We start from the raw sequence: 19299 nt of genomic DNA on the forward strand, positions 1-19299 counted from the left end.
ACTCGTCTACCGGCGAAATTCCTTGCGCAGAGAGTCGGTCACATGGGTGACGAACTCTTCGACAAGCATTTCGCCGATTTCGCGGGACGCCGTCTTTCCGGAAGACAGACATCCCGATTCAGGCACCCAGGCCGGCTCGACCGGGAAAAGATCATAAGGCGGGAAACCCGGCGGCGTTTCGTCGGCAATCCGCGACATGTCGACAAGGTCGGGATAGCAGTAGAGCATCATCGCGGTCTCAAGGATTCCGCCATGTTCGAGATCGAGGCCCGGTGGATTGTCCATGCCCGCATAGACCGCATCCATCGTCTCCGGCTCGATGCGTTCGGCATAGAGCATCTTGAGAATGCGTGCGTCATGGCCTCTGAGCGCGAGCGTCTGCTGCGCCCGGTGGCATGCCTCGTCGAGGAAAAACCTGTTCTCGAAATGGCTATCAATCACGGCAATCTTGCGCGCGCCGTGGCGGCCGATTTCGACAAGAACGTCATGCACTACGGCAATCAGTGTTTCCGCGTTCAGGCTTGTGGTGCCGCAACGGTGCGGACCGCCGCCAGTGCGCACCTGAGATCGGGCGCCGTAGGCAACCGGCTCCGCAACGATACCGCCAACATTTTCCGCGGCACGCCGTGCCATGTAGCTGGCCATCAATGAGTCGGTCCCGAGCGGCAGGTGATATCCATGCTGCTCGACCGCGCCAACCGGCACGATCACGATGGCGTCCTCCTCGCGAAGCTGGCGCTGGTAAGTATCCCAGGACAACTCGGACATCATCACGCTAGGCATCCCAAGTCCCCTTTCTCAAGCCTTGACAGAGAACGTCCCGCGCAGCTTGCGCAACATTTCTTTGCGCCAGCCGCGACGTTCACGACATGCGGCAATCCCGGCCGTCAGGCTTTGTCTTTTCACGCGAGCATTGTGGCCCTCTCCTCATGGCCAACGGCCCCAGTACAGCTGGAAGCAGCCGCTCTGAGGAAAGAGTAACCTTGAATCACTTCTGGAATTACAGGCATATTCGAGCAATTATACTTGCACGCAACAGCAAGGAAGTGGCCGTGAGCACGTTTCACTTGTCCAATCTCGATGTCAAACAACTTCGCGTGTTTGCCAGCATCGTGGAGCATGAGGGCCTTTCCTCGGCCGCGTCCGCCCTCGGCATGGACCTCACCGCAGTCAGCCGTGCATTGTCTGGCCTCGAGACACGCCTTGGTATTCGATTGTGCCAGAGAGGGCGCAGCGGTTTTGCGCTGACCTCGCAAGGAAAAGAGATCTACAGGCAGGCGCAACGGTTGATCCAGGAATGCGACGAGTTCGAAACCTCAGCCCGGATCATCAGTCAGACCGTAAAGGGACGGCTGCGACTGGGCCTCATCGACAACACGCTTTCCAATCCCCAGGCACGGGTCGTGCTGGCGCTTCAGAAGGTGGCGATGACATACCCGGACATGTTCGTGGAAATGTCGCTCATGTCGCCAGCGACGATCGAGATCGCGCTACGGGAGCGGCATTTGGACGTGGCGATCACCGCCCAACCTAACTATTTGAGTCCATTGACTTATCTACCCGCCTTCTCTGAGCAGCAACGGGTTTACATCGCCCGGGACAATCCTGACCGAGAAAGCATCGAGGCAACCTTTGCCGCCCCGGACGGGAATGGCAAACCCATCCCTTTCATTGCCCGCCGATACAAGATGCCCAGCTTCAACCGGCTGGAACGAACCTATCCCCTCGTTCCGGTTGCTACCGTGGACAGCGTGGAGACGATCACCACCCTGATCGCCGCGCATTTCGGGGTCGGAGTTCTTCCAACCCACTATGCCGAGCTGATGCGGGATTTCGATCTTGTGGAAATCGTGGTTCCGCGGACTCCGCTCACGCTGACCTTTTACATAGCTTACCGTTCGGACATGGCCGAAGAGCCGACGATCAAGGTCTTTCGAGATTTCCTGCTCAAGTCAGAACCCGACGATGGCGGGAGCCACAGCAGCCCCGGCTGACCGTGTTAATTGCGCCTGCCCACAAGTAAGCTTGCATCCTCTGTCGCTGTTACTTGACGATATGTCGAGACACAGTGGCCGTTGGCATTGATACGTCGCAAAGGAGGTTAGCATGCCCGGCCGTTCCAATGATCCTTCTGCAGCGCAGGGCACTGCGCCAATCCACGTCAGTTCCGAATGGGGCACGTTGAAGGAATGCGTCTATGGTTCACCCGACCGTTGGGTAATGCCGATGTTCTATGGCGACTCAAAGCAGCGCGCGTATGGCGATTTCCACGAATTCTGGGTTGAGAACCAGGGCCGTGACGTTGCCGAGGCGGACCCCGAGCGTTTCGCAGGTTTCAAATCCCAGATCCAAGGAGCGATTGATTTTCTTCGCCAGCAGGGCATTGGTGTTCAGGTGGCCGGGGAACTGGCCCCCGAGGACCTCAAGTTTCCACGCGGGGAAAATCATGGCATCGTCACGGGTTGGATGCGCGACCCGTTCGTGACGATCGGAAACAATGTGATCGAACTTGCGCCAAGGTCACTGTTCCACAGGCGCCAGCGTTTCGCCATCCGCCCGATCCTGGCGGAGACGATGGAGCGTGGCGCACGTTATTTTGCCCAACCCGACAGTGGCGCGGTCGAAAGTCGTGATGCGCCGGGATGGGGATATCTCGAAGGTGGCGATATCTTCGTGCTGGGGCAGAAGATTCTCGTGGGCCATTCCGGCGGATGCAGCAACTCCGAGGGGGCCAAGTGGCTGCAGCATATGCTCGGCCCGGACTACAGCGTGGAAATGATCGCGATCGATCCGATGTTTCCGCACCTGGACTGCGTTCTCTGCACACCGCGTGAAGGCGTGACCGTGATTTGCGAAGAAGCCTTCCCGCAGGGTTTGCCCGAGCATATTCGCGATTGGGATCATATCGTGGTCGACAAGTTCCATGCCAAGCGTCACATGGCCTGCAATAACCTCGTGCTGGACGATCACACTGTCGTGGTTCCCGCGGTGGAGGCACTCGACGACGTGGCGAATGAGCTGAAAAAGCGTCGGTTCGAAGTTGTCCGCCTCCCCTACAACTATCCGTCTGACTTCGGCGGCTCGTTCCGTTGTGCTCATCAGCCTCTCATTCGGCTCTGAGCGCACCGGATAACTGCGACTGATCTGCCCAAGCACAGCATGAAAACGAGGGCGCCCATGCCGGTTCGTTCCTTTGATGAAATCCCGAAGATCAACAGCGATCGACTGTGGGCACGCCACATGGAGATGGCAGAGATCGGACCGATTGAGGAGACCGGCAATTGCCGTCTTGCGCTCACAGCGGAAGACCGGGCGGCCCGAGAACTTTTCGCACAATGGTGTCGTGATGCGGGAATGCAACTCAAGTCCGATCGCGCCGGCAACATGTTCGCAATGCGACCGGGACGCGATGGTGGCAGGGCCGCCGTTGCCGCGGGTAGCCACCTCGATACTCAGCCACACGGAGGGCGGTTCGATGGGGTGTCGGGCATGCTGACGGCGCTGGAAGTGGTCGAGACCCTCAATGACGCCGGACTCGAAACCGAAGCCCCCCTCATGCTCATTAACTGGACCAACGAGGAAGGTGTGCGGTTTGCGCCCGGCATGCTGGGATCGGCATGGTTTGCGGGGCGGATCGACGACGAAACACTCGACGAAACGATCTCTACCGATGGACAGCGCTTTGCAGATGAGGCCGAAGCCATCGGCTGGCGGGGCACGTCATCGCGCAACGACCTTCCGATGGACGCGTTTTTCGAACTGCACATCGAACAAGGGCCTGTGCTGGAGGCCTGCGGCGCGGATGTGGGGGTTGTGACATCGGTACAGGGCCTCTGCTGGTTCGACGTGCAGGTCACGGGCGCCGATGCCCATGCCGGGACAACGCCCCTTGATGCGCGCCGCGATGCGTTGCTCGCAGCCGCGGCGATGCTGGTGGAACTCAACAAGGCCGGAAAAGAGGAAGGGTCTGACGCAAGGGTCAGCGTGGGGCGATTGAAGACAGCCACGGACGGGCCAAGCACGGTTGTCGGTCAGGTGGAATTCGTGATCGACATCCGTCATCCGGACGCTGCGGCAATAGACCGGTTGCGCGCCCGTTGCAGAGAGGTGTGCAAGACGGTCGCGAACGCGCACACTTGTGACGTGAAGGTGCGCGACCGGTTCGCGGTGCCGCCCACGCTGTTCGACAAAAGCTGCGTCGAAGCGCTCGAGAAGGCGGCGAAGTCGCTGCAACTGTCATACCGGAAGATGCCGAGCGGCGCCCTGCATGACGCCGCGAATGTGGCGTCTCTGGTGCCAACCGCCATGCTGTTCGTTCCATGCCGCGACGGTATCAGCCACAATGTCGCGGAATACGCCAGCAAAGAGCATCTTGCCGCCGGCTGCAATGTGCTCCTGCGCGCGATTTTGGCCCGGGCTGCCTGAACCCATTCTAGCTGCCGAACAAGAGGTCACGGGACAGGGCGTTGTGGCGCTCGACGAGCACGCCGGGGTCGATGCTGGTGAATGCGCCATCCTTGATCAGGAACCTTCCATTCACGATCACATGTTGGCTTGGCGTCGAGCCGCAGAATACCAGTGCAGCAACCGGATCGTGGCGGGCGCCCGCATACTCGATGCGGCCCAGGTCGAACGCGGCCAGATCGGCCGCCATGCCTGGCGCCAATGCGCCGATGTCGTCCCGCCCCAGAACCCTGGCCCCGCCGAGCGTGGCCATTTCAAGGGCCTGTCGCGCCGAAAGCGCACCTGCATCCCCGCCGACACGCTGGAGTAGCATGGCTTGCCGCGCTTCGTTCATCAGGTTCCCCGCGTCGCTTGATGCAGAGCCGTCGACGCCAAGACCGATGGGAACGCCCTTTTGCAGCATTTTCCAGATCGGCGCGACCCCGGAGGCAAGCCGCATGTTTGAGCACGGACAATGTGCAACGCCGGTGCCCGTTCGCGCGAACAGATCTATTCCCGGGCTGTCGACATGAACGCAATGCGCGTGCCAGACGTCGTGGCCGACCCATCCAAGTTTTTCGACATACTCACTTGGCGTGAGATTGTATCGCTCAAGGGAATAGTCCACGTCGATCTGACTTTCCGCGATATGCGTATGCAGGCGCGTGCCGGTTGAACGGGCCAGCCGGGCCGTTTCGCGCATCAAGTCTTCGCTGACGGTGTAAGGCGAGCAAGGCGCCAGCGTGATGCGCAACATCGCGAAGGGTGTCGGATCGTGATACGTCTCGATCAGCCTCTGGCTGTCGTTCAGTATGAGGGTCTCGTTCTCAACCAGGGCGTCGGGCGGAAGGCCACCACTGCTCTGCCCCATGCTCATCGACCCACGGCTGGCGTGAAATCGCATTCCCACACGATGCGCGGCTTCGATACTGTCATCCAGTCGGCAGCCATTGGGATAGATGTAGAGGTGATCACTGGCCGTGGTGCATCCCGACAAGAGGAGCTCGGCCATTGCAACTTCGGTCGATACACCCACCATTTCGGGGGTGAGGCGGGACCAGACGGGAAAAAGGCTTTCAAGCCAGCCGAACAGTTCCTTGTCCTGTGCCGCGCCGAAGACCCGGGTCAGCGACTGAAACATGTGGTGATGCGTATTGATGAGACCGGGCACAAGCACCTGCCCCGCCAGGTCCAGCGTTTCGTCCGCGTCATCCGGAAGTTCCTCAGACGGACCAACCGCCACGATACGCCCGTCGTCGACATAGACGCCGCCACCCGCGATTTCGCGCCGTTCCGCGTCCATGGTGACGACGCATTCCGCATTTTTAAGCAAGATGGTGGTCATTTGGCGTTTCCTGATGCAGCTTTGTTACGCACATTCACGCCGCGAACTCTATGCATGGCAGCCTTGGCGGCCAAGCCCCAACACACAGTGGCATTCCCCCCTTTTTTATGCGCAGAAGATTCCAGGGGTCTGGAATGGCTTGACATCCCCCCGTGTATGAACGGGCGGAACCCGCGAAACAAGCGAAGTCCTAGGAAAACCGGGAGACCATGGAGGGGATGCCTTCAGGCGCCGCCGAGCACCAAGATCGGAACCTCCCATACCAACCAACAATCAGCGCTTCAGCGCCTATGCGGCGGGCACGGGGCCTGGTCTCTCCGGGAGGTTCTGCCTCCGCGTCGATGCCTGATGGAAAAGAATTTTGCCAAATGTGAAGTGATCGCGCGGTGGAGCGCCATACAGCAACCGAGATGCTGGCACCTCATTGCGGATGTGGATCCGCTCATTGGGACCGCGACGCGTGGGGAGCGCGCCAACCTGCTGACCGGGGAACTCCGCGACAAGGCGCCGAGCCTCGGGTTTGCGCGCGCGAGACGGCATCCTTGATATCGAGGATCAGCGCATCAGCGCCGCTGGAGGGAGCCCTGGACATCTTGCGGGCACTGGCGCCCGGCACGAAAAGGCAGGAGCGGTAGCTCATCGCGCTTGTCTCCCCTTGAGGCCGAGCAGCATGCGGTGGAGCTGCCCGGCAAAATCCTCGATGGGATCGCGGTTGGGGTTGAACCATTCCAGCGACTGGTTGAGCGCCCCGACGAGGATGTGGCGTATGTAGTGAACCTCGACCGCGCGCGTGGCGGGGCCGGCGAAATCACCGATCAGTTCGAGCCACAGCCGATCGTAGCGGCGCCGCGCCTCGCGCAGTTCGGCGCGCACGCTCTCGGGTACAAAAGGGTAGCAGCGGATATGGGAGGAGACGAAATCGGAGCGCTTTAGCAGCGTCTCCAGGTGAACCTCGATGGCCGCGTTCAGACGCGTCTCGGCGCTGGCCTCCTCGCCGAGACCGGCAAGGGTGGCACGCACGTCGGTCTCCACCGCCTCGACGCCGATGCGCATGACCTCGGCGGCAAGATCCTCCTTCGAGGCGAAATGGTAGTAGAGCGAGCCCGCCTTCTTATGCACTCTCGCAGCAACATCTCGCAGCGACATTTCGGCATAGCCATTGCGGCGCATCATGCCCGCGGCGGCGGCGAGAATCTCCTGCCGCGAGGCCTCAGCCCGGGCGCTGCGCCCGGCGACCGGGCCGGACGCATCGGTTGCCGTCATCTCACCCATCCGACATTCTCCCTGCTGTCATTGATGCCATAGCTTCGGATCCTTTTGCGTGCAGGCTCTGTCATAACAGCCCGGTCGCGCGTCGCCATCTCGGAATGCATGGCTGCCGCGCCACTATATTGTAGAAATCCCCCCGGTAATCGAAACGGTCTGCCCGGTGATCCGCGCCCCGCCTGGCCCGGCGAGGAAGGCGGCCAGAGCGGCGACCTCCTCGGCCTGCACCACGCCCAGATGCGCCATGGACTTGGCCTTGCCGAAGAGCTTGCCGGCGAAACGGTCGGCCATCAGGTCGTCATGCAGCTCGGTGCCCTCGACGATCGAGGGCGTGATACAGTTGACGCGGATGCCCTGCCGCTTGGCCTCCTGCGCCATGGCGCGGCAGAACATCATGATCCCTGCCATGGCCGCCCCGATGGCCGTCTCACCTGGCGTGGCGAGCTTGCCGGCATCCGAAGCAAGGCAGACGATAGCGCCGCCACCGCCTTCGGTCATCACCGGCAGGACGGCTCGGGCGGGTAGGATCGTGGGTGCGAGCGAGCGGTTGATATGGCCCATCAGCGCATCGGTAGGTATATCCTTGAGGAGGCGCGGTCGCGGGTTGCCGCCGGCGGTGCTGATCAACGCGTCGATCCCCCCGAGGCGGCTGGCGGCTTCTTCCACCATCGCCATGCAGGAGGCTGCGTCGCCCGCGTCGCAGTCGATGAAACTTGCGCGATCCTTCCCCCCGTGGCCGCCGCTCCCGGCAGCGCCGAGCGTGTCAAGTGCGCGGGCACCACGCTCGGCGCTCCGACCGGCGATCACCACGCGGGCGCCGTTCTCCAGCATCAGGCGCGCGGCAGCGAGGCCGATCCCCGCGCTGCCGCCGGGGATGAGAACTCGGCGCGGCGCACTCATGCCGCCTCCTTCGGTCTCTTGCGCATCAGGGCTGCGCGATCACAGGAACCGCAGAGCTTCTCATCTTGATTGAAACATTCGTGACGGAGGGTCACGATACCTTCGTCGGGGCGCGACTTGCTCTCGCGCTTGGCGATGACAATGGTCCGCATGTGGATCGTGTCGCCCTCGAAGAGCGGGTGCGGAAACTTCACATCCGTCATGCCCAAGTTGGCGGTGGTCGTACCGAAAGTGGTGTCGTTCACCGTCATCCCTACCATGCAGCCCAACGTTAGGAGCGAGTTGACCAGCGGTTTACCCCAGACCGATTTCGCCGCGGCGTGGCTGTCGATATGAACGGGCTGGGTGTTCATTGTCAGAAGCGAGAACCACTTGTTGTCGGTCTCGGTTAGCGTTCGCGTCCATTCATGGTCAAATACCATGCCCTCTTTGAAATCCTCGAACCATAGTCCTGCCATCAAACGACCTCCTCTATCTCGATCAGAATGGCCTTAGCCTGCACCGTGTCCCCCTCTCCGCCGGTCACCTTGCGCACGACTCCGTCGAAAGGGGAGGCGAGGGAATGGACGAGCTTCATGGCCTCCATCTCCATCAGCGGGGCGCCGGCGCAGACGCTCTGCCCCTCGCTCACATGGATGGCGGTAATCCGCCCTGTGAGTGGCGCTGCGATCTGCCCTTCCGAGCCGCCGGCCCCGGCGCCGCCCAGTCGCGCCTCCGCAAGCGGGGTAACGCGAGCGGCGACGGTGAGCCCGTCGAGCACGGCATGCACGGTGCTGCCGGCCGGCCCCGGCTCGGATATCGCGCGAGCGGCTTCGGCCGCTTCGGTCAGATCCTCGCGCTCCTCGCCCTGCCGTACAGCGGGGCTGGGGGCCGTCTCCAGCACTAACTCAGCCTCGCCGTAGTCATCGGCGACCAACATCCCGGTCCGGGCCGGGCGGCGGCCGCGCAATACGCGGAACCCGTCGGGGCGGGTGCGCGGGTCGTCCCCGCCGCTGAGAGCAACATGAAGCGCCGCCGCCCCGCGCAGCCGAAGAAGATGCGCCGGATCCGGGGACCAATCCTCGGGGAAGGTTTCGTTCAAGAACGAGGTTGTCACCTCGCCGCGAACGAAGGCAGAGGCGCGAAGACAGTCGGCCAGGAAGGCCTGATTGGTGCCGACGCCAAGCATCTCCAGCCGCTCGAGCCCGTCCACCAGGCGCCGGCGGGCGGTCTCGCGGTCGGGTCCATGGGCGATCAGCTTGGCGAGCATCGAATCGTACTGGCTGCCGACGTCCGAGCCCGTCTCCACGCCGGTCTCGAAGCGCAGCTCCTTAGGCGCGGCGACGCGGGCGAAGCGGCCGGTGGCAGGCAGGAAACCGGCCTCTGGTCGCTCAGCGTTCAGGCGCACCTCAATCGCATGGCCGCGCGGAACGATCTGCTCCTGCGCAATCCCGAGCGCCAGCCCCGCCGCCTGGCGCAGTTGCAACGCGACGAGATCGACACCGCAAATTTCCTCTGTAACCGGGTGCTCGACCTGCAGGCGAGTGTTCATCTCCAGGAACCACGGTTCACTGCCGCCCGCCTCCATGATGTATTCTACCGTGCCGGCGCCGGAATAGCCCATGGCTCGGGTGAGGTTCAGCGCGCTTTCCACAAGCGCCTTGCGCACGGACGAGGGTAAGTTGGGAGCGGGGGCCTCCTCGATCACCTTCTGGTGGTTGCGCTGCGCCGAGCAGTCGCGCTCGTAGAAATGCAGCGCTCCGCCCATTCCGTCGCCGAAGACCTGCACCTCGAGATGGCGCGGCGCGGTGACGAGTTTTTCAAGGAAGACTGTCTCGTCTCCGAAGGAAGCGCCGGCCTCCTGCCGGGCTGAGGCGATGGCTGTCTCCAGCCCCTCGGGCGCCAGGACGCGACGCATTCCGCGCCCCCCACCGCCGGAATTTGCCTTGACCATGATCGGATAACCGATGCGTTCTGCGGCCTCGACCAGCTCCTCCATCGAGGCTGGCTTGCCATCCGCGCCCAGCCCCTCGAAGCCCGGGACGGTGGGCACACCGGCCGCGTCCGCGATGCGTCGTGCCTCGATCTTCGAGCCCATCCGCGCCACCGCTTCGGCTGAGGGGCCGACGAAGACGAGCCCGGCTTCCTCGACCGCGCGCACGAAACCCGCATTCTCGGAAAGAAAGCCGTAACCCGGGTGGATTGCGTCGGCCGAACCTTCCCGTGCGGCGGCGATGATACGCGGTATGTTCAGGTAGCTTTCCGTCGAGGGGGCGGGGCCGATGCATATGGCGCGGTCGGCCAGCCTTACATGGGGTGCATTCGCATCCGCTTCGGAATGGACGGCGACGCTGCGCAGCCCAAGCCTCTGGCAGGAGCGTATGATGCGGCAGGCGATCTCGCCCCTGTTGGCGATAAGGACGGTGCGGATGGGGTTCGGAGCGGTCAGGAACTCGGTCATGGATTACATCCTGTAGACAGGGCGATGCCCGCCGGTGTCGGGAAGGGTGTTGCCGAGCGCGACGCACAGCCCGAGGATCCGGCGCGTGTCACGCGGGTCGATGATGCCGTCGTCGAAGAGGCGTGCGGTGCAGAAATAGGGATCGGATTTCTCCTCGAACATGGCGCGCAGCTTGGCCTCGTGCTCTGCCAGCTCGACCTCGCTGTCGGCCCCGCGCGAAATCGATGCGCGACGCAGGTCCATAAGCACGGCGCTGCCGACGTCGGGGTTCATACCGCCGAGCCGCGCATTGGGCCACATGAACAGAAAGCGTGGGCGAAAGCCGCGGCCCGACATGCCGTAATTGCCCGCCCCGTAGGAGCTCCCGGTGATGACCGTGTACCGCGGCACATGCGCGTTCGACATGGCGTAGACGAGCTTAGCCGAATGCTTTGAGATGCCTCCCCGCTCGGCCTCGCTGCCGACCATGAAGCCGGTGGTGTTCTGGAGGAATATCAGGGGCATGTTGCGCTGGTCGCACAGCTCGATGAAATGGGCGCCCTTCAGGCAGGCCTCGGAGAAGAGCACGCCGTTGTTGGCGATGATGCCGACCGGGAAGCCCTCCAGCTGGGCAAAACCGCAGACGAGCGTTTCCCCCCATGCGGGCTTGAACTCGTGGAAGGCGCTGCCGTCGACGATGCGGGCGATGACCTCGCGCTGGTCGAAGGGGCGCGAGAGGTCCGTGCCTACGATGCCGGGAATCTCCTCGATATTGAGAAGAGGGGGCTCCACCGCCCCCCGCGGGACAGCATAGGGCTGCTGATAGCCAAGCGCCTCGACCATGTCGCGCAGCCGGCCGAGGCCGCTGAGCTCATCCGGGGCCATGTTGTCGCTGACACCGGAGGTGAGCGTATGCATCGCCGCACCGCCAAGATCCATGCGGTTCACCGTCTCCGAGATCGCCGCCTGGACGATCTGCGGTCCGCCCAGATGGATCGAGGCGGCATCCTGGACCATGATGAACTCGTCGCAGAGCGCCGGGATATAGGCCCCCCCCGCGGTGCATTCGCCGAAGACGATGGCCAGTTGCGGGATGCCCTTGGCCGACATGCGGCACTGACGGTGGAAAGTGCCGCCGAAATGGTTTTCGTCGTAGAACACCTCTTCCATTTGGTTGAGGTTGGCACCGCCGCAATCGACGAGATAGAGCACCGGCAGGCGGTTCTCCATCGCGATTTCCTGCGCGCGAATATGCTTCTTGACCGTCTCGCGGTAGAAGCTGCCGCCCTTCACAGTGGCATCGTTGGCGATGATCATGCAGCTCGTGCCGCGGACGCTACCGATGCCGGTGACGATGCCAGCGGCGGGAAGCTGGTTTTCGTAGAGCCCGATGGCCGCCAGGGGCGAGAGCTCAAGAAAGCCGGTTCCGGGATCAATCAGCAGGTCGATACGGTCGCGCACAAGGATCTTGCCCCGCTCGCGATGGCGGCGGACCATTTTCTCACCCCCGCCGTCGAGTGCCCAGTCAAGATTGTCGCCGAGCTGGTCAAGAAGGTGCGCATAATCGTCGGCACGGGCCTGAAAGCCCTCGCTCTTCGGGTCGATCTCGGTGGTGAGGCGCTTCATTCCGGCCACTCCCCCGGGCTTTGAACATTGCCGCCGTTATCGACATCGGCCGCGCCCTCGACGAGCGGGAGTTTCCGCGTATCCGAGGCCATCAGCAGCGTCGCCTGGCCTTCCTGCACCAATCGGTTTTCGTGGTTGAGGACCTCGAAGCGCAGCGCCACGACGCCCGAGCCCGATTTCGACGGACGCGCGCTGGCCACCGAGATGCGCGCGTGCACCGTGTCGCCGAAATGGACTGGCGCGCGGAAATCCCAGTTCAGGTTCAAAAGTCCCATGGCCGTGCCGTTGATCAGGTTAAGCTGGGACATCAGCCCGATCGCCATTGCCTGTACGAGCGGGCCGTGGGCGATGCGCTCACCAAAGCCACTGCCGGCGCTGAAGGCGGCGTCGGAATGCAGCGGATTGAAATCGCCTGACAAGCCGCAGAACAGCGTCACGTCCGCCTCGGTGACGGTACGGCCCTGGGTGACCCAGCGACGGCCCTCGGTGAATTCCTCGTATGTCAACCCCATGGGCGCCTCACCTATTGTTTTCTTACAACTGTTAGTTAGGCTAGATGCAGATCCACGGCTTGGCAAGCAGGGAGGATGTGCCATGCAGCATATGTCTTGGACGGAGATCGGCGTGGTGCGCGCGATGCACGGGCGCATTGCCCATGATGACGAGCTGGGGATGCGCTACGAGGATGTCCCGGGGCGGGACTGCGGCATCACGATGCCTGCTGGCGCTTCGGTTGATGGCGGCGACGGGTGCGTCGCCGAGGGGGCGCTGGCAACGCTGCTCGACACGGTCTCCGGCATCGGCGCGATGGCTCACATGGATTTCAAGGAGTCGGTGGCGACGCTGGACCTGCGGATCGACTACTTCGCCCGCCCGCCGCTCGGCGTGCCGTTGCGGGCAGTCTCCGGGGTGACGCACAAGGCTGGTGCGCCGGGCGCAGGCAGCCTTCTTGTCGCCGCGGAGGCGTACGGGACGGATGCCCCCCTGGCAGCGGCGCGGGCCACCGGGCGCTTCATCCGCCGCCCCATGCCAGAGACGGAGATAGAGGCGGGCAACTACCCGTCAGCGCCCTTGCGCCAGGCGCGCGATTACGCGGCGTTGATGGCCTTCCGCGAATCTGTGGCGGGTCGCATCGTGTTGCCATTCCGGCCCGGGCTGGTGGGCAACAGCTCGCTACCGTCGCTTCATGGCGGGGCGGTGGCGGCACATCTGCAGGAATGCGGCAACCGCTATCTCGCCGCGCAGACGGAGGGCGCAGCGCCTTTGAAGCTCGTCACAGCCCATTTCAGCTTCCTTCGCTTCGGGCGCTCTGTCGATGTTGTGGCCCGTCCCGTTCCGGTGCGGCTGGGACGGGGCACGGCAACGGTGGAGGTGGACGCCTTCCAGGATGGCTCAGAAGACCGGCCGATCGCCCGTGGGTTGCTAACCTTTGCGGCAGGTTGACGGGCAAGGGCGGGGTCGCCAGCCGCAGGGCTTTGTCGACCCTGCCCACCAAAGGGCTTGAAACCAAGCGTGGAATAGGTAACGTGAAAAGCTGACGGTCGTTAGATAGATTTTTCGGGTCCGGCCCGTGCCGCCCGTCGCAACTTGGGAGGAAATAATGTCTGCAATCATCAAAAAGCGGTGGTCTTTCGGCACTGCCGCTGCCCTCGTCTCGGGATTCACATCCGGACTCGTCCTGGCCGGCGGCATGGCCGCGGCGCAGACGACGATCACCTACGCGACTTACTTCAGCGCCAGTGATCCGCTAGTACAGGTCGATCGGTGGTTCATGGACGAGGTGACTGAGCGCACAGGCGGGAATGTCACCTTCGAGACGTTCTTTGGCGGCTCGATGCTGGGCGGGCCGGACATCTATCCGGGCCTGTCGCGTGGCGCGGTCGACATGGGCATGAGCGTGCCCGCCGCCTTTCAGCGTGACGATTACGTGCTTACCAACATCACGCTGCCCTACATCACCGACGATTCGGTAGCGACCTCCTTCGCCTTCGCGAGGCTGGCGCAGGAATCCGAAGCCCTGCAGAAGGAATACGGTGACCAGAACGTCAAATTGCTCTATGCGCTCGGGTTTTCGGAGAATGTAATCTGGTCGAACGAGCCCGTCCGCAAGGTCGAGGACCTGGAAGGGATGCGGATCCGCTCGGTGATGAGCGTTGCCACCGCGCTCGAGCTGCTCGGCGCGGTTCCCGTGCAGATGGCCTTCGGCGACTCGGTCGGCGCGCTCCAGCGCGAGGTTATCGACGGTTTCTCTTCCGCGCCTTTCCTGACGAGCATTTCAGTCGGCGTGCACGAATTCGCGCCCTACGTGTCCGATGCCGGCGGCATGGGCGTTTATGCCGTCTCCAGCACCTCGATGAATCTCGACACCTGGAACAGCCTGTCGGAAGAGGACCGCGCCAAGATCGAGGAAGTGGCGAGCGAGGTTCCGAACCACTACGCTTCGGTTCTGGAGCCGATGGTCGAGGAAAGCGTCGCCAAGCTGAAGGAGGCCGGCGCCACAGAGGTCATCATAATGAGCGAAGAGGAAAAGCAGCGCTTCCGCGACACCGTCGCCCAGCCGATCTGGGACGATTGGCTCGCCGCGGCTGATGCGGCTGGCCATGATGGTGCCGCCTTCCTCGAGCGTTACCGCGAGTTGGTCGCTGAGGCTGAGGCTGATTTGAACTACGTGCCGGGACTGACCCGCTACACCGAGAAGTACGGCGAATAAGGCCCGCCGAGCCCGAAGATCCGAGGCGGTGCCCCCGCGGCGCGCCGCCTCGACATCCGCCGGTCTGGATGATGCGCCAGCCTTGAGGAGAGATGCGAATGCGGATCTTGCGCGCCCTTGAAAGACTTCATGTGGTGATGGGCGTTCTCGCTGGCTCGACGATCCTCGTGATTACACTGGTGATTGTGGCTGACATCACGCTGCGGGTGCTAGCCAACCAGCCGGTGCGCGGGGCGACGGAATTCTCCACCCTCTTGATGATCGCGCTGGTGTATCTCGGGCTTGCCTCGGTGCAGGTGTCGAAATCGAATTTCCGCATGGGGGTGGTGATCGACAATCTTCCCGCTCGGGCGCGCGATGTGCTGAACCTGATCACCACGCTGATCGCGTTGGCCGCCATCGCCACGCTGACATGGTACACGGCGGGCGAGGCGCTTTATTCTCTCGACAAGCGCGAAATGACCCACGCAGCGATCAGCTTTCCCGTCTATCCCGCTCGCCTGACCATCGCGCTGGGGCTACTACTGCTGTCGTTGCAACTGGCTATTGACGCGTTGCGCCTGATGCTGTCGCTCTGGCCGAGCGGGGGAGGGCCGCGCGGAGGGAAGGCTTCTGGGGCGGCTGCCGGCCCAACAGAGGGCGGCACGCAATGACCCCGATCGAACTTGGCGGGATGATCATCGGGCTTCTGATGATTCTTCTCATCATGGGAATGCCCATCGCTTTCGCGCTTCTGACGAGCGGCATGGTCGGCGTTTACCTCACCCGTGGGGCGGCGGGGTTCGAGTATGTCGTCGCCACTTTCCCCTATTCCTACATGTCGAATTTCGCCTTCGTGGTCGTCCCACTCTTTTTGTTGATGAGTCACATGGCCTTCGCTACGGGGCTTTCCGGCCGTGCTTTCGAGGCGGCAAACAAATGCATGGACGGCATGCGCGGCGGCTTGGCCACCGCGACGATCTTCGCCTGCGCCATCTTTTCCACTGTCAGCGGATCAAGCATTGCAACTGCCTCCGCCATCTCGCGGGTCGCCGTCCCCGAGATGCGCGCCGCGGGTTATTCAGACAGGCTGGCCGCGGGCTGCGTCGCTGCGGGGGGCACTTTGGGCGTGCTGATCCCACCGTCGAGCATCCTCATCATCTACGGGCTGGCGACCGGCACTTCGGTCGTGCAGCTTTTCACCGGGGCGCTGATCCCAGGTGTCATGACCGCGATCGCCTATATCCTCGGCATCATTTTGATCGGACGGGTCAACCCGATGGCAGTGGGCGGCCGGCCGGCTGCCGGTCGGATCGGCCTGGCCGAGCGCGCAAAAAGCCTGCTGCTGACCTGGGAGGCGATGCTGCTCTTTGGCATCGTTGTCGGCTCGATCTATCTTGGCTTCGCCACGCCGAACGAGGCCGCAGCCGCTGGCGCCTTCACGGCGCTTCTCATGGCGCTGGCCCGGCGTGGGCGGTTTGAGATCCTTTGGCAGGGCCTTCGTGAGAGCGGCTCGATAACCTGCTCGGTCTTTGCGCTCATCATCGGGGCGGGGCTCTTCAGTCTCGCGATCACCACCAGTCGCCTGCCGACCGAGGTCGCCCTCTGGGTCACCGGGATCGATGCACCGGTAACGGTGCTTCTCCTTCTCATCCTCCTACCCTTCCTCGTGCTCGGCGCCTTCATCGACGGGATCTCGATGATCTTGCTGACCATGCCCATTGTCTACCCCATCACTCAGCAGCTGGGCGTGCACCCGGTCCTGTTCGGCGTGCTTGTCGTCAAGGTGGTTGAGATCGGGTTGATCACGCCACCGGTTGGTTTGAACGCTTTCGTGGTGAAAGGGTCGGTGGAGAACATGGCGCTCGCGGATGTCTTCCGTGGCTGCCTGCCATTTCTGGTGATCGAACTTCTTCTGATCCTACTACTGATTGCTTTCCCCCAGATCGTCCTCTGGCCGCTTGGCTGAGGCCACACCGAAGACAGCCCTGAATGCCGACCCGCTCGCTGCGAAAGGAGATCCGCCCATGACCGAAGGTGTTGTCCATTCCACTCTTGGTGCCGTGCTGGCACAGCAGGCGCAGAAATACGGTGAGCGGAGCTTTCTAACCTTCGAGGGGCGGGACTACAGCTTCGCCGAGATCGACCGGCGCGCCAACCGCATCGCAAATGCCCTGGCCGCGCGGGGGATCGGCAAGGGTGATCATGTGGCGCTCTTTCTCGGCAACCATCCGGAGTTCCTCTTCCTCATCGGTGCGCTGGCACGGCTCGGCGCCGTGGCTGTGCCGCTGAACACTGCCGCCAAGGGCGAGCTTCTGGATTATTTCCTGCGCCAGTCTGAGGCGCGCGCGCTGGTCACTGATCTCTCATTGCTGGAGCGCGCGCAGCCCGTCGCCGCAAAGCTGGCAGCGATCACTGACATCCTAGTTGTAACTGAGGGGCAGAAAGCGCTGCCCGAAGAGCTAACCGATTTTGACAGCCTCGACGGGCCGGAGAGCGCGCCCGAGGTCGAGGTCGGCTATAAAGACCGAATGTTCCTGATGTACACCTCCGGCACGACAGGCCCGTCAAAAGGCGTCATGTCCCCCCATTCGCAGGGGCTAAGCGTTGGCGCGCAGGTCATCGCCGCTTACGGATATACCGAGGACGATGTCATCTATACCTGCCTGCCGCTGTTTCATGGCAACGCCCTCTGGTACAGCCTGATGCCGGCGCTCATCGCGGGCGCGCGCCTTGTGCTTTCGCGGCGTTTCTCGGGCTCTTGCTTCTGGGAGGAGATCACTGCATGTGGCGCGACCCAGGCCAACGCGCTGGGGGCGATGGCCAATATCGCGCTGAAGGAGATCGGACGGCTCGATCGCGACAAGCTAAAGCTGCGGCAGATGATGGTCGTGCCAGCGCTGGGGCAGGAAGCGGCCCGGCCGTTGACCGAGGATCTGGGCATCGCAGTGACTTCCCTGTTCGCGCAGACCGAGACCTTCGCCGTCACGCTCCACGGACCGGACGAGCCGGCGGAGAAGGCCGGCGCCTCGGGCCGCGCGCGTGATCACGTAACGGTGACGATCCTCGATGACGACGATAACATCTTGCCCGCCGGCGAGACGGGCGAGATCGGCGTGCGTCCGAACGTGCCAGGGATCATGATGGATGGCTATTTCCGCATGCCCGAAGAGACGCTGAAGACTATGAGCACGCTCTGGTTCCACACCGGCGACCGGGGCTATCTCGACGAGGACGGCTATCTATATTTCGTCGACCGCAAGAAGGATGCGATCCGCCGGCGCGGCGAGAACATCTCCGCATATGAGCTTGAGATGATCGTCTGCAGCCACACGGCGATCCGAGAGGCCGCCGCCGTGGCCGTGCCCTCGGAGCTGGGCGAGGATGATGTGCTGGTCTGCCTTGTTCTGGAGACGGGCGCGAGCTTCGATCCGGCCGAGATAATCCGCTTTTGCGATAAGAACATGCCGTATTTCATGGTGCCCCGCTACCTGGAGGTGATGGAAGCGCTGCCCAAGACGAGCTCGGAGAAGATCGAGAAATACCGCCTGCGCGAATGGGCGGCCGAACGCATGGAAAAGCTCTGGGACCGCGAGATGGCTGGCATCACGCTAAAACGCTGAGGCCTGGAGCGACTTGCGGTGTGGGCGAGAGGAAGGACGAGGAATGAAGACCAAGACGATTAAGCTGGACAAGCCAGAAGCAGGGGTGGCGCGGATCACCATGCTGCGCGGCGCGCAGATGAACACGCTCACCCATGAACTGCTTGCCGATTTCGACGCCGCGCTGGACATGCTGGTCGCCGACCCGCCCCACGCGCTGATCGTCACCGGCACCGGCAAGGCCTTCTGCTGCGGCGCGCATCTGGACTATTTCACAAACGATAAGATGGTTCCAGACGTTCGTTTCTCGCTGCGCGACGACTACCTCGCCCATGTCGCCAAGCTCTTCGACAGGCTCGAGGATCTGCCTTTTCCGGTGATTGCGGCCATCGGTGGCTACGCGCTCGGCGGAGGATGCGAACTGGCGCTCTCCTGCGATTTCCGGGTCATGGCACGGGGCACCAAGCTGGGACTGCCTGAAGTAAAAATCGGTGCGCTTGCCGGCGCTGGTGGGGTGCAGAAACTCGCGCGCCATGTCGGGCGCAGCAAGGCGATGGAGTGGATCCTGCTCGGCTCCCACGTGGATGCTGAGGAAGCCGCCAGATATGGGCTTGTTTACGCGCTGGCCGAGCCAGGCTGTGAGATGCAGGCCGCGCTGGAGCTTGCCGGCAAGTTGGGCGCGCTTAGCCCCCGCGCCATCGGGCAAAGCAAGCGAGCGCTCCTCGCCTGTGAAGATATGGACCACAGAAACGCTCGCCGCGCGGGGCTTGAGGCACTAGGGATGCTGATCGGCAGCGAGGACTGGAACGAGGGCATGGCCGCCTTTCATGAGAAACGCCCGCCGAAATTCGGTTCTGGTAAGGGCTGACGGCAATGGTTGAGCTGAACTGATGCGGTGGATGCCCCCACCTGACGGCATCCTTTATGCCATAATAGTTCGATTGGAACTTAGCGGAGGGCACACCGATGACGACGAATATCAGCATGCTGGCGATCGACCTGGCGAAGG

At 62.9% G+C, this 19299-nt stretch carries 17 protein-coding genes; 9 read left to right on the top strand and 8 right to left on the bottom strand.

Features of this window, described 5'->3' with window-relative positions:
* Positions 1 to 6: 6 nt before the first annotated feature.
* A complete protein-coding gene (locus DQW77_RS15350) occupies positions 7 to 783 on the bottom strand; it encodes a creatininase (protein ID WP_113259103.1) in 777 nt (258 codons plus the stop codon).
* Positions 784 to 1052: 269 nt separating this feature from the next.
* Between DQW77_RS15350 and DQW77_RS15355 the strand changes: the two genes are divergently transcribed.
* From DQW77_RS15355 to DQW77_RS15365, 3 genes are all read left to right on the top strand, one after another.
* Complete coding sequence (locus DQW77_RS15355) at positions 1053 to 1994, top strand: LysR family transcriptional regulator (RefSeq protein WP_181711295.1); 942 nt, start codon at positions 1053 to 1055, stop codon at positions 1992 to 1994.
* A 112-nt stretch (positions 1995 to 2106) separates the two neighbouring features.
* Positions 2107 to 3120, top strand: a complete 1014-nt coding sequence (locus tag DQW77_RS15360) for a hypothetical protein (RefSeq protein ID WP_113259105.1) — start codon at positions 2107 to 2109, stop codon at positions 3118 to 3120.
* Positions 3121 to 3177: 57 nt separating this feature from the next.
* Positions 3178 to 4425 carry a M20 family metallo-hydrolase gene (locus DQW77_RS15365; RefSeq protein ID WP_181711296.1) on the top strand — a complete coding sequence of 416 codons (1248 nt, stop codon included), beginning with the start codon at positions 3178 to 3180 and terminating at the stop codon, positions 4423 to 4425.
* 7 nt (positions 4426 to 4432) lie between these two features.
* Here the strand turns inward: DQW77_RS15365 and DQW77_RS15370 are convergent, their stop codons facing one another.
* From DQW77_RS15370 to DQW77_RS15405, 7 genes are all read right to left on the bottom strand, one after another.
* Positions 4433 to 5788 (bottom strand): 8-oxoguanine deaminase, encoded by a 1356-nt coding sequence (locus DQW77_RS15370; protein ID WP_113259107.1) that lies wholly within the window; start codon positions 5786 to 5788, stop codon positions 4433 to 4435.
* A gap of 636 nt (positions 5789 to 6424) precedes the next feature.
* Positions 6425 to 7060, bottom strand: coding sequence for a TetR/AcrR family transcriptional regulator (locus DQW77_RS15380; protein WP_113259108.1), 636 nt, complete (start codon positions 7058 to 7060; stop codon positions 6425 to 6427).
* A gap of 114 nt (positions 7061 to 7174) precedes the next feature.
* Positions 7175 to 7954, bottom strand: coding sequence for an SDR family NAD(P)-dependent oxidoreductase (locus DQW77_RS15385; protein WP_113259109.1), 780 nt, complete (start codon positions 7952 to 7954; stop codon positions 7175 to 7177).
* Complete coding sequence (locus DQW77_RS15390; RefSeq protein WP_113259110.1) at positions 7951 to 8412, bottom strand: MaoC family dehydratase; 462 nt, start codon at positions 8410 to 8412, stop codon at positions 7951 to 7953. The genes DQW77_RS15385 and DQW77_RS15390 overlap by 4 nt, the downstream gene beginning before the upstream one ends.
* On the bottom strand, positions 8412 to 10394 hold the full coding sequence (locus DQW77_RS15395) for a biotin carboxylase N-terminal domain-containing protein (RefSeq protein WP_113259111.1): 1983 nt from the start codon (positions 10392 to 10394) through the stop codon (positions 8412 to 8414). The genes DQW77_RS15390 and DQW77_RS15395 overlap by 1 nt, the downstream gene beginning before the upstream one ends.
* 3 nt (positions 10395 to 10397) lie before the next feature.
* Positions 10398 to 11999: a carboxyl transferase domain-containing protein gene (locus DQW77_RS15400; RefSeq protein WP_113259112.1), complete on the bottom strand. Its 1602-nt coding sequence runs from the start codon at positions 11997 to 11999 to the stop codon at positions 10398 to 10400.
* Positions 11996 to 12505 (bottom strand): MaoC/PaaZ C-terminal domain-containing protein, encoded by a 510-nt coding sequence (locus tag DQW77_RS15405; protein ID WP_181711297.1) that lies wholly within the window; start codon positions 12503 to 12505, stop codon positions 11996 to 11998. Before DQW77_RS15405 ends, DQW77_RS15400 begins: the two co-directional genes overlap by 4 nt.
* An 88-nt stretch (positions 12506 to 12593) precedes the next feature.
* On the opposite strand from DQW77_RS15405, the gene DQW77_RS15410 reads away from it, so the two are divergent.
* From DQW77_RS15410 to DQW77_RS15435, 6 genes are all read left to right on the top strand, one after another.
* Complete coding sequence (locus DQW77_RS15410) at positions 12594 to 13442, top strand: hotdog domain-containing protein (RefSeq protein WP_181711298.1); 849 nt, start codon at positions 12594 to 12596, stop codon at positions 13440 to 13442.
* 157 nt (positions 13443 to 13599) lie between these two features.
* The gene (dctP, locus tag DQW77_RS15415; protein WP_113259115.1) at positions 13600 to 14709 is read left to right on the top strand and encodes a TRAP transporter substrate-binding protein DctP; all 1110 of its coding nucleotides are present in this window, start codon (positions 13600 to 13602) and stop codon (positions 14707 to 14709) included.
* A gap of 98 nt (positions 14710 to 14807) precedes the next feature.
* Positions 14808 to 15362: a TRAP transporter small permease subunit gene (locus DQW77_RS15420; RefSeq protein ID WP_181711299.1), complete on the top strand. Its 555-nt coding sequence runs from the start codon at positions 14808 to 14810 to the stop codon at positions 15360 to 15362.
* Positions 15359 to 16657, top strand: coding sequence for a TRAP transporter large permease (locus DQW77_RS15425; protein WP_113259117.1), 1299 nt, complete (start codon positions 15359 to 15361; stop codon positions 16655 to 16657). Before DQW77_RS15420 ends, DQW77_RS15425 begins: the two co-directional genes overlap by 4 nt.
* A gap of 58 nt (positions 16658 to 16715) precedes the next feature.
* Complete coding sequence (locus DQW77_RS15430; RefSeq protein WP_113259118.1) at positions 16716 to 18311, top strand: AMP-binding protein; 1596 nt, start codon at positions 16716 to 16718, stop codon at positions 18309 to 18311.
* Between the two features lie 43 nt (positions 18312 to 18354).
* On the top strand, positions 18355 to 19158 hold the full coding sequence (locus tag DQW77_RS15435) for an enoyl-CoA hydratase/isomerase family protein (protein ID WP_113259119.1): 804 nt from the start codon (positions 18355 to 18357) through the stop codon (positions 19156 to 19158).
* Positions 19159 to 19299 lie beyond the last annotated feature (141 nt).

Source organism: Roseovarius sp. TE539, from assembly GCF_003298505.1.
GTDB lineage: Bacteria > Pseudomonadota > Alphaproteobacteria > Rhodobacterales > Rhodobacteraceae > Roseovarius.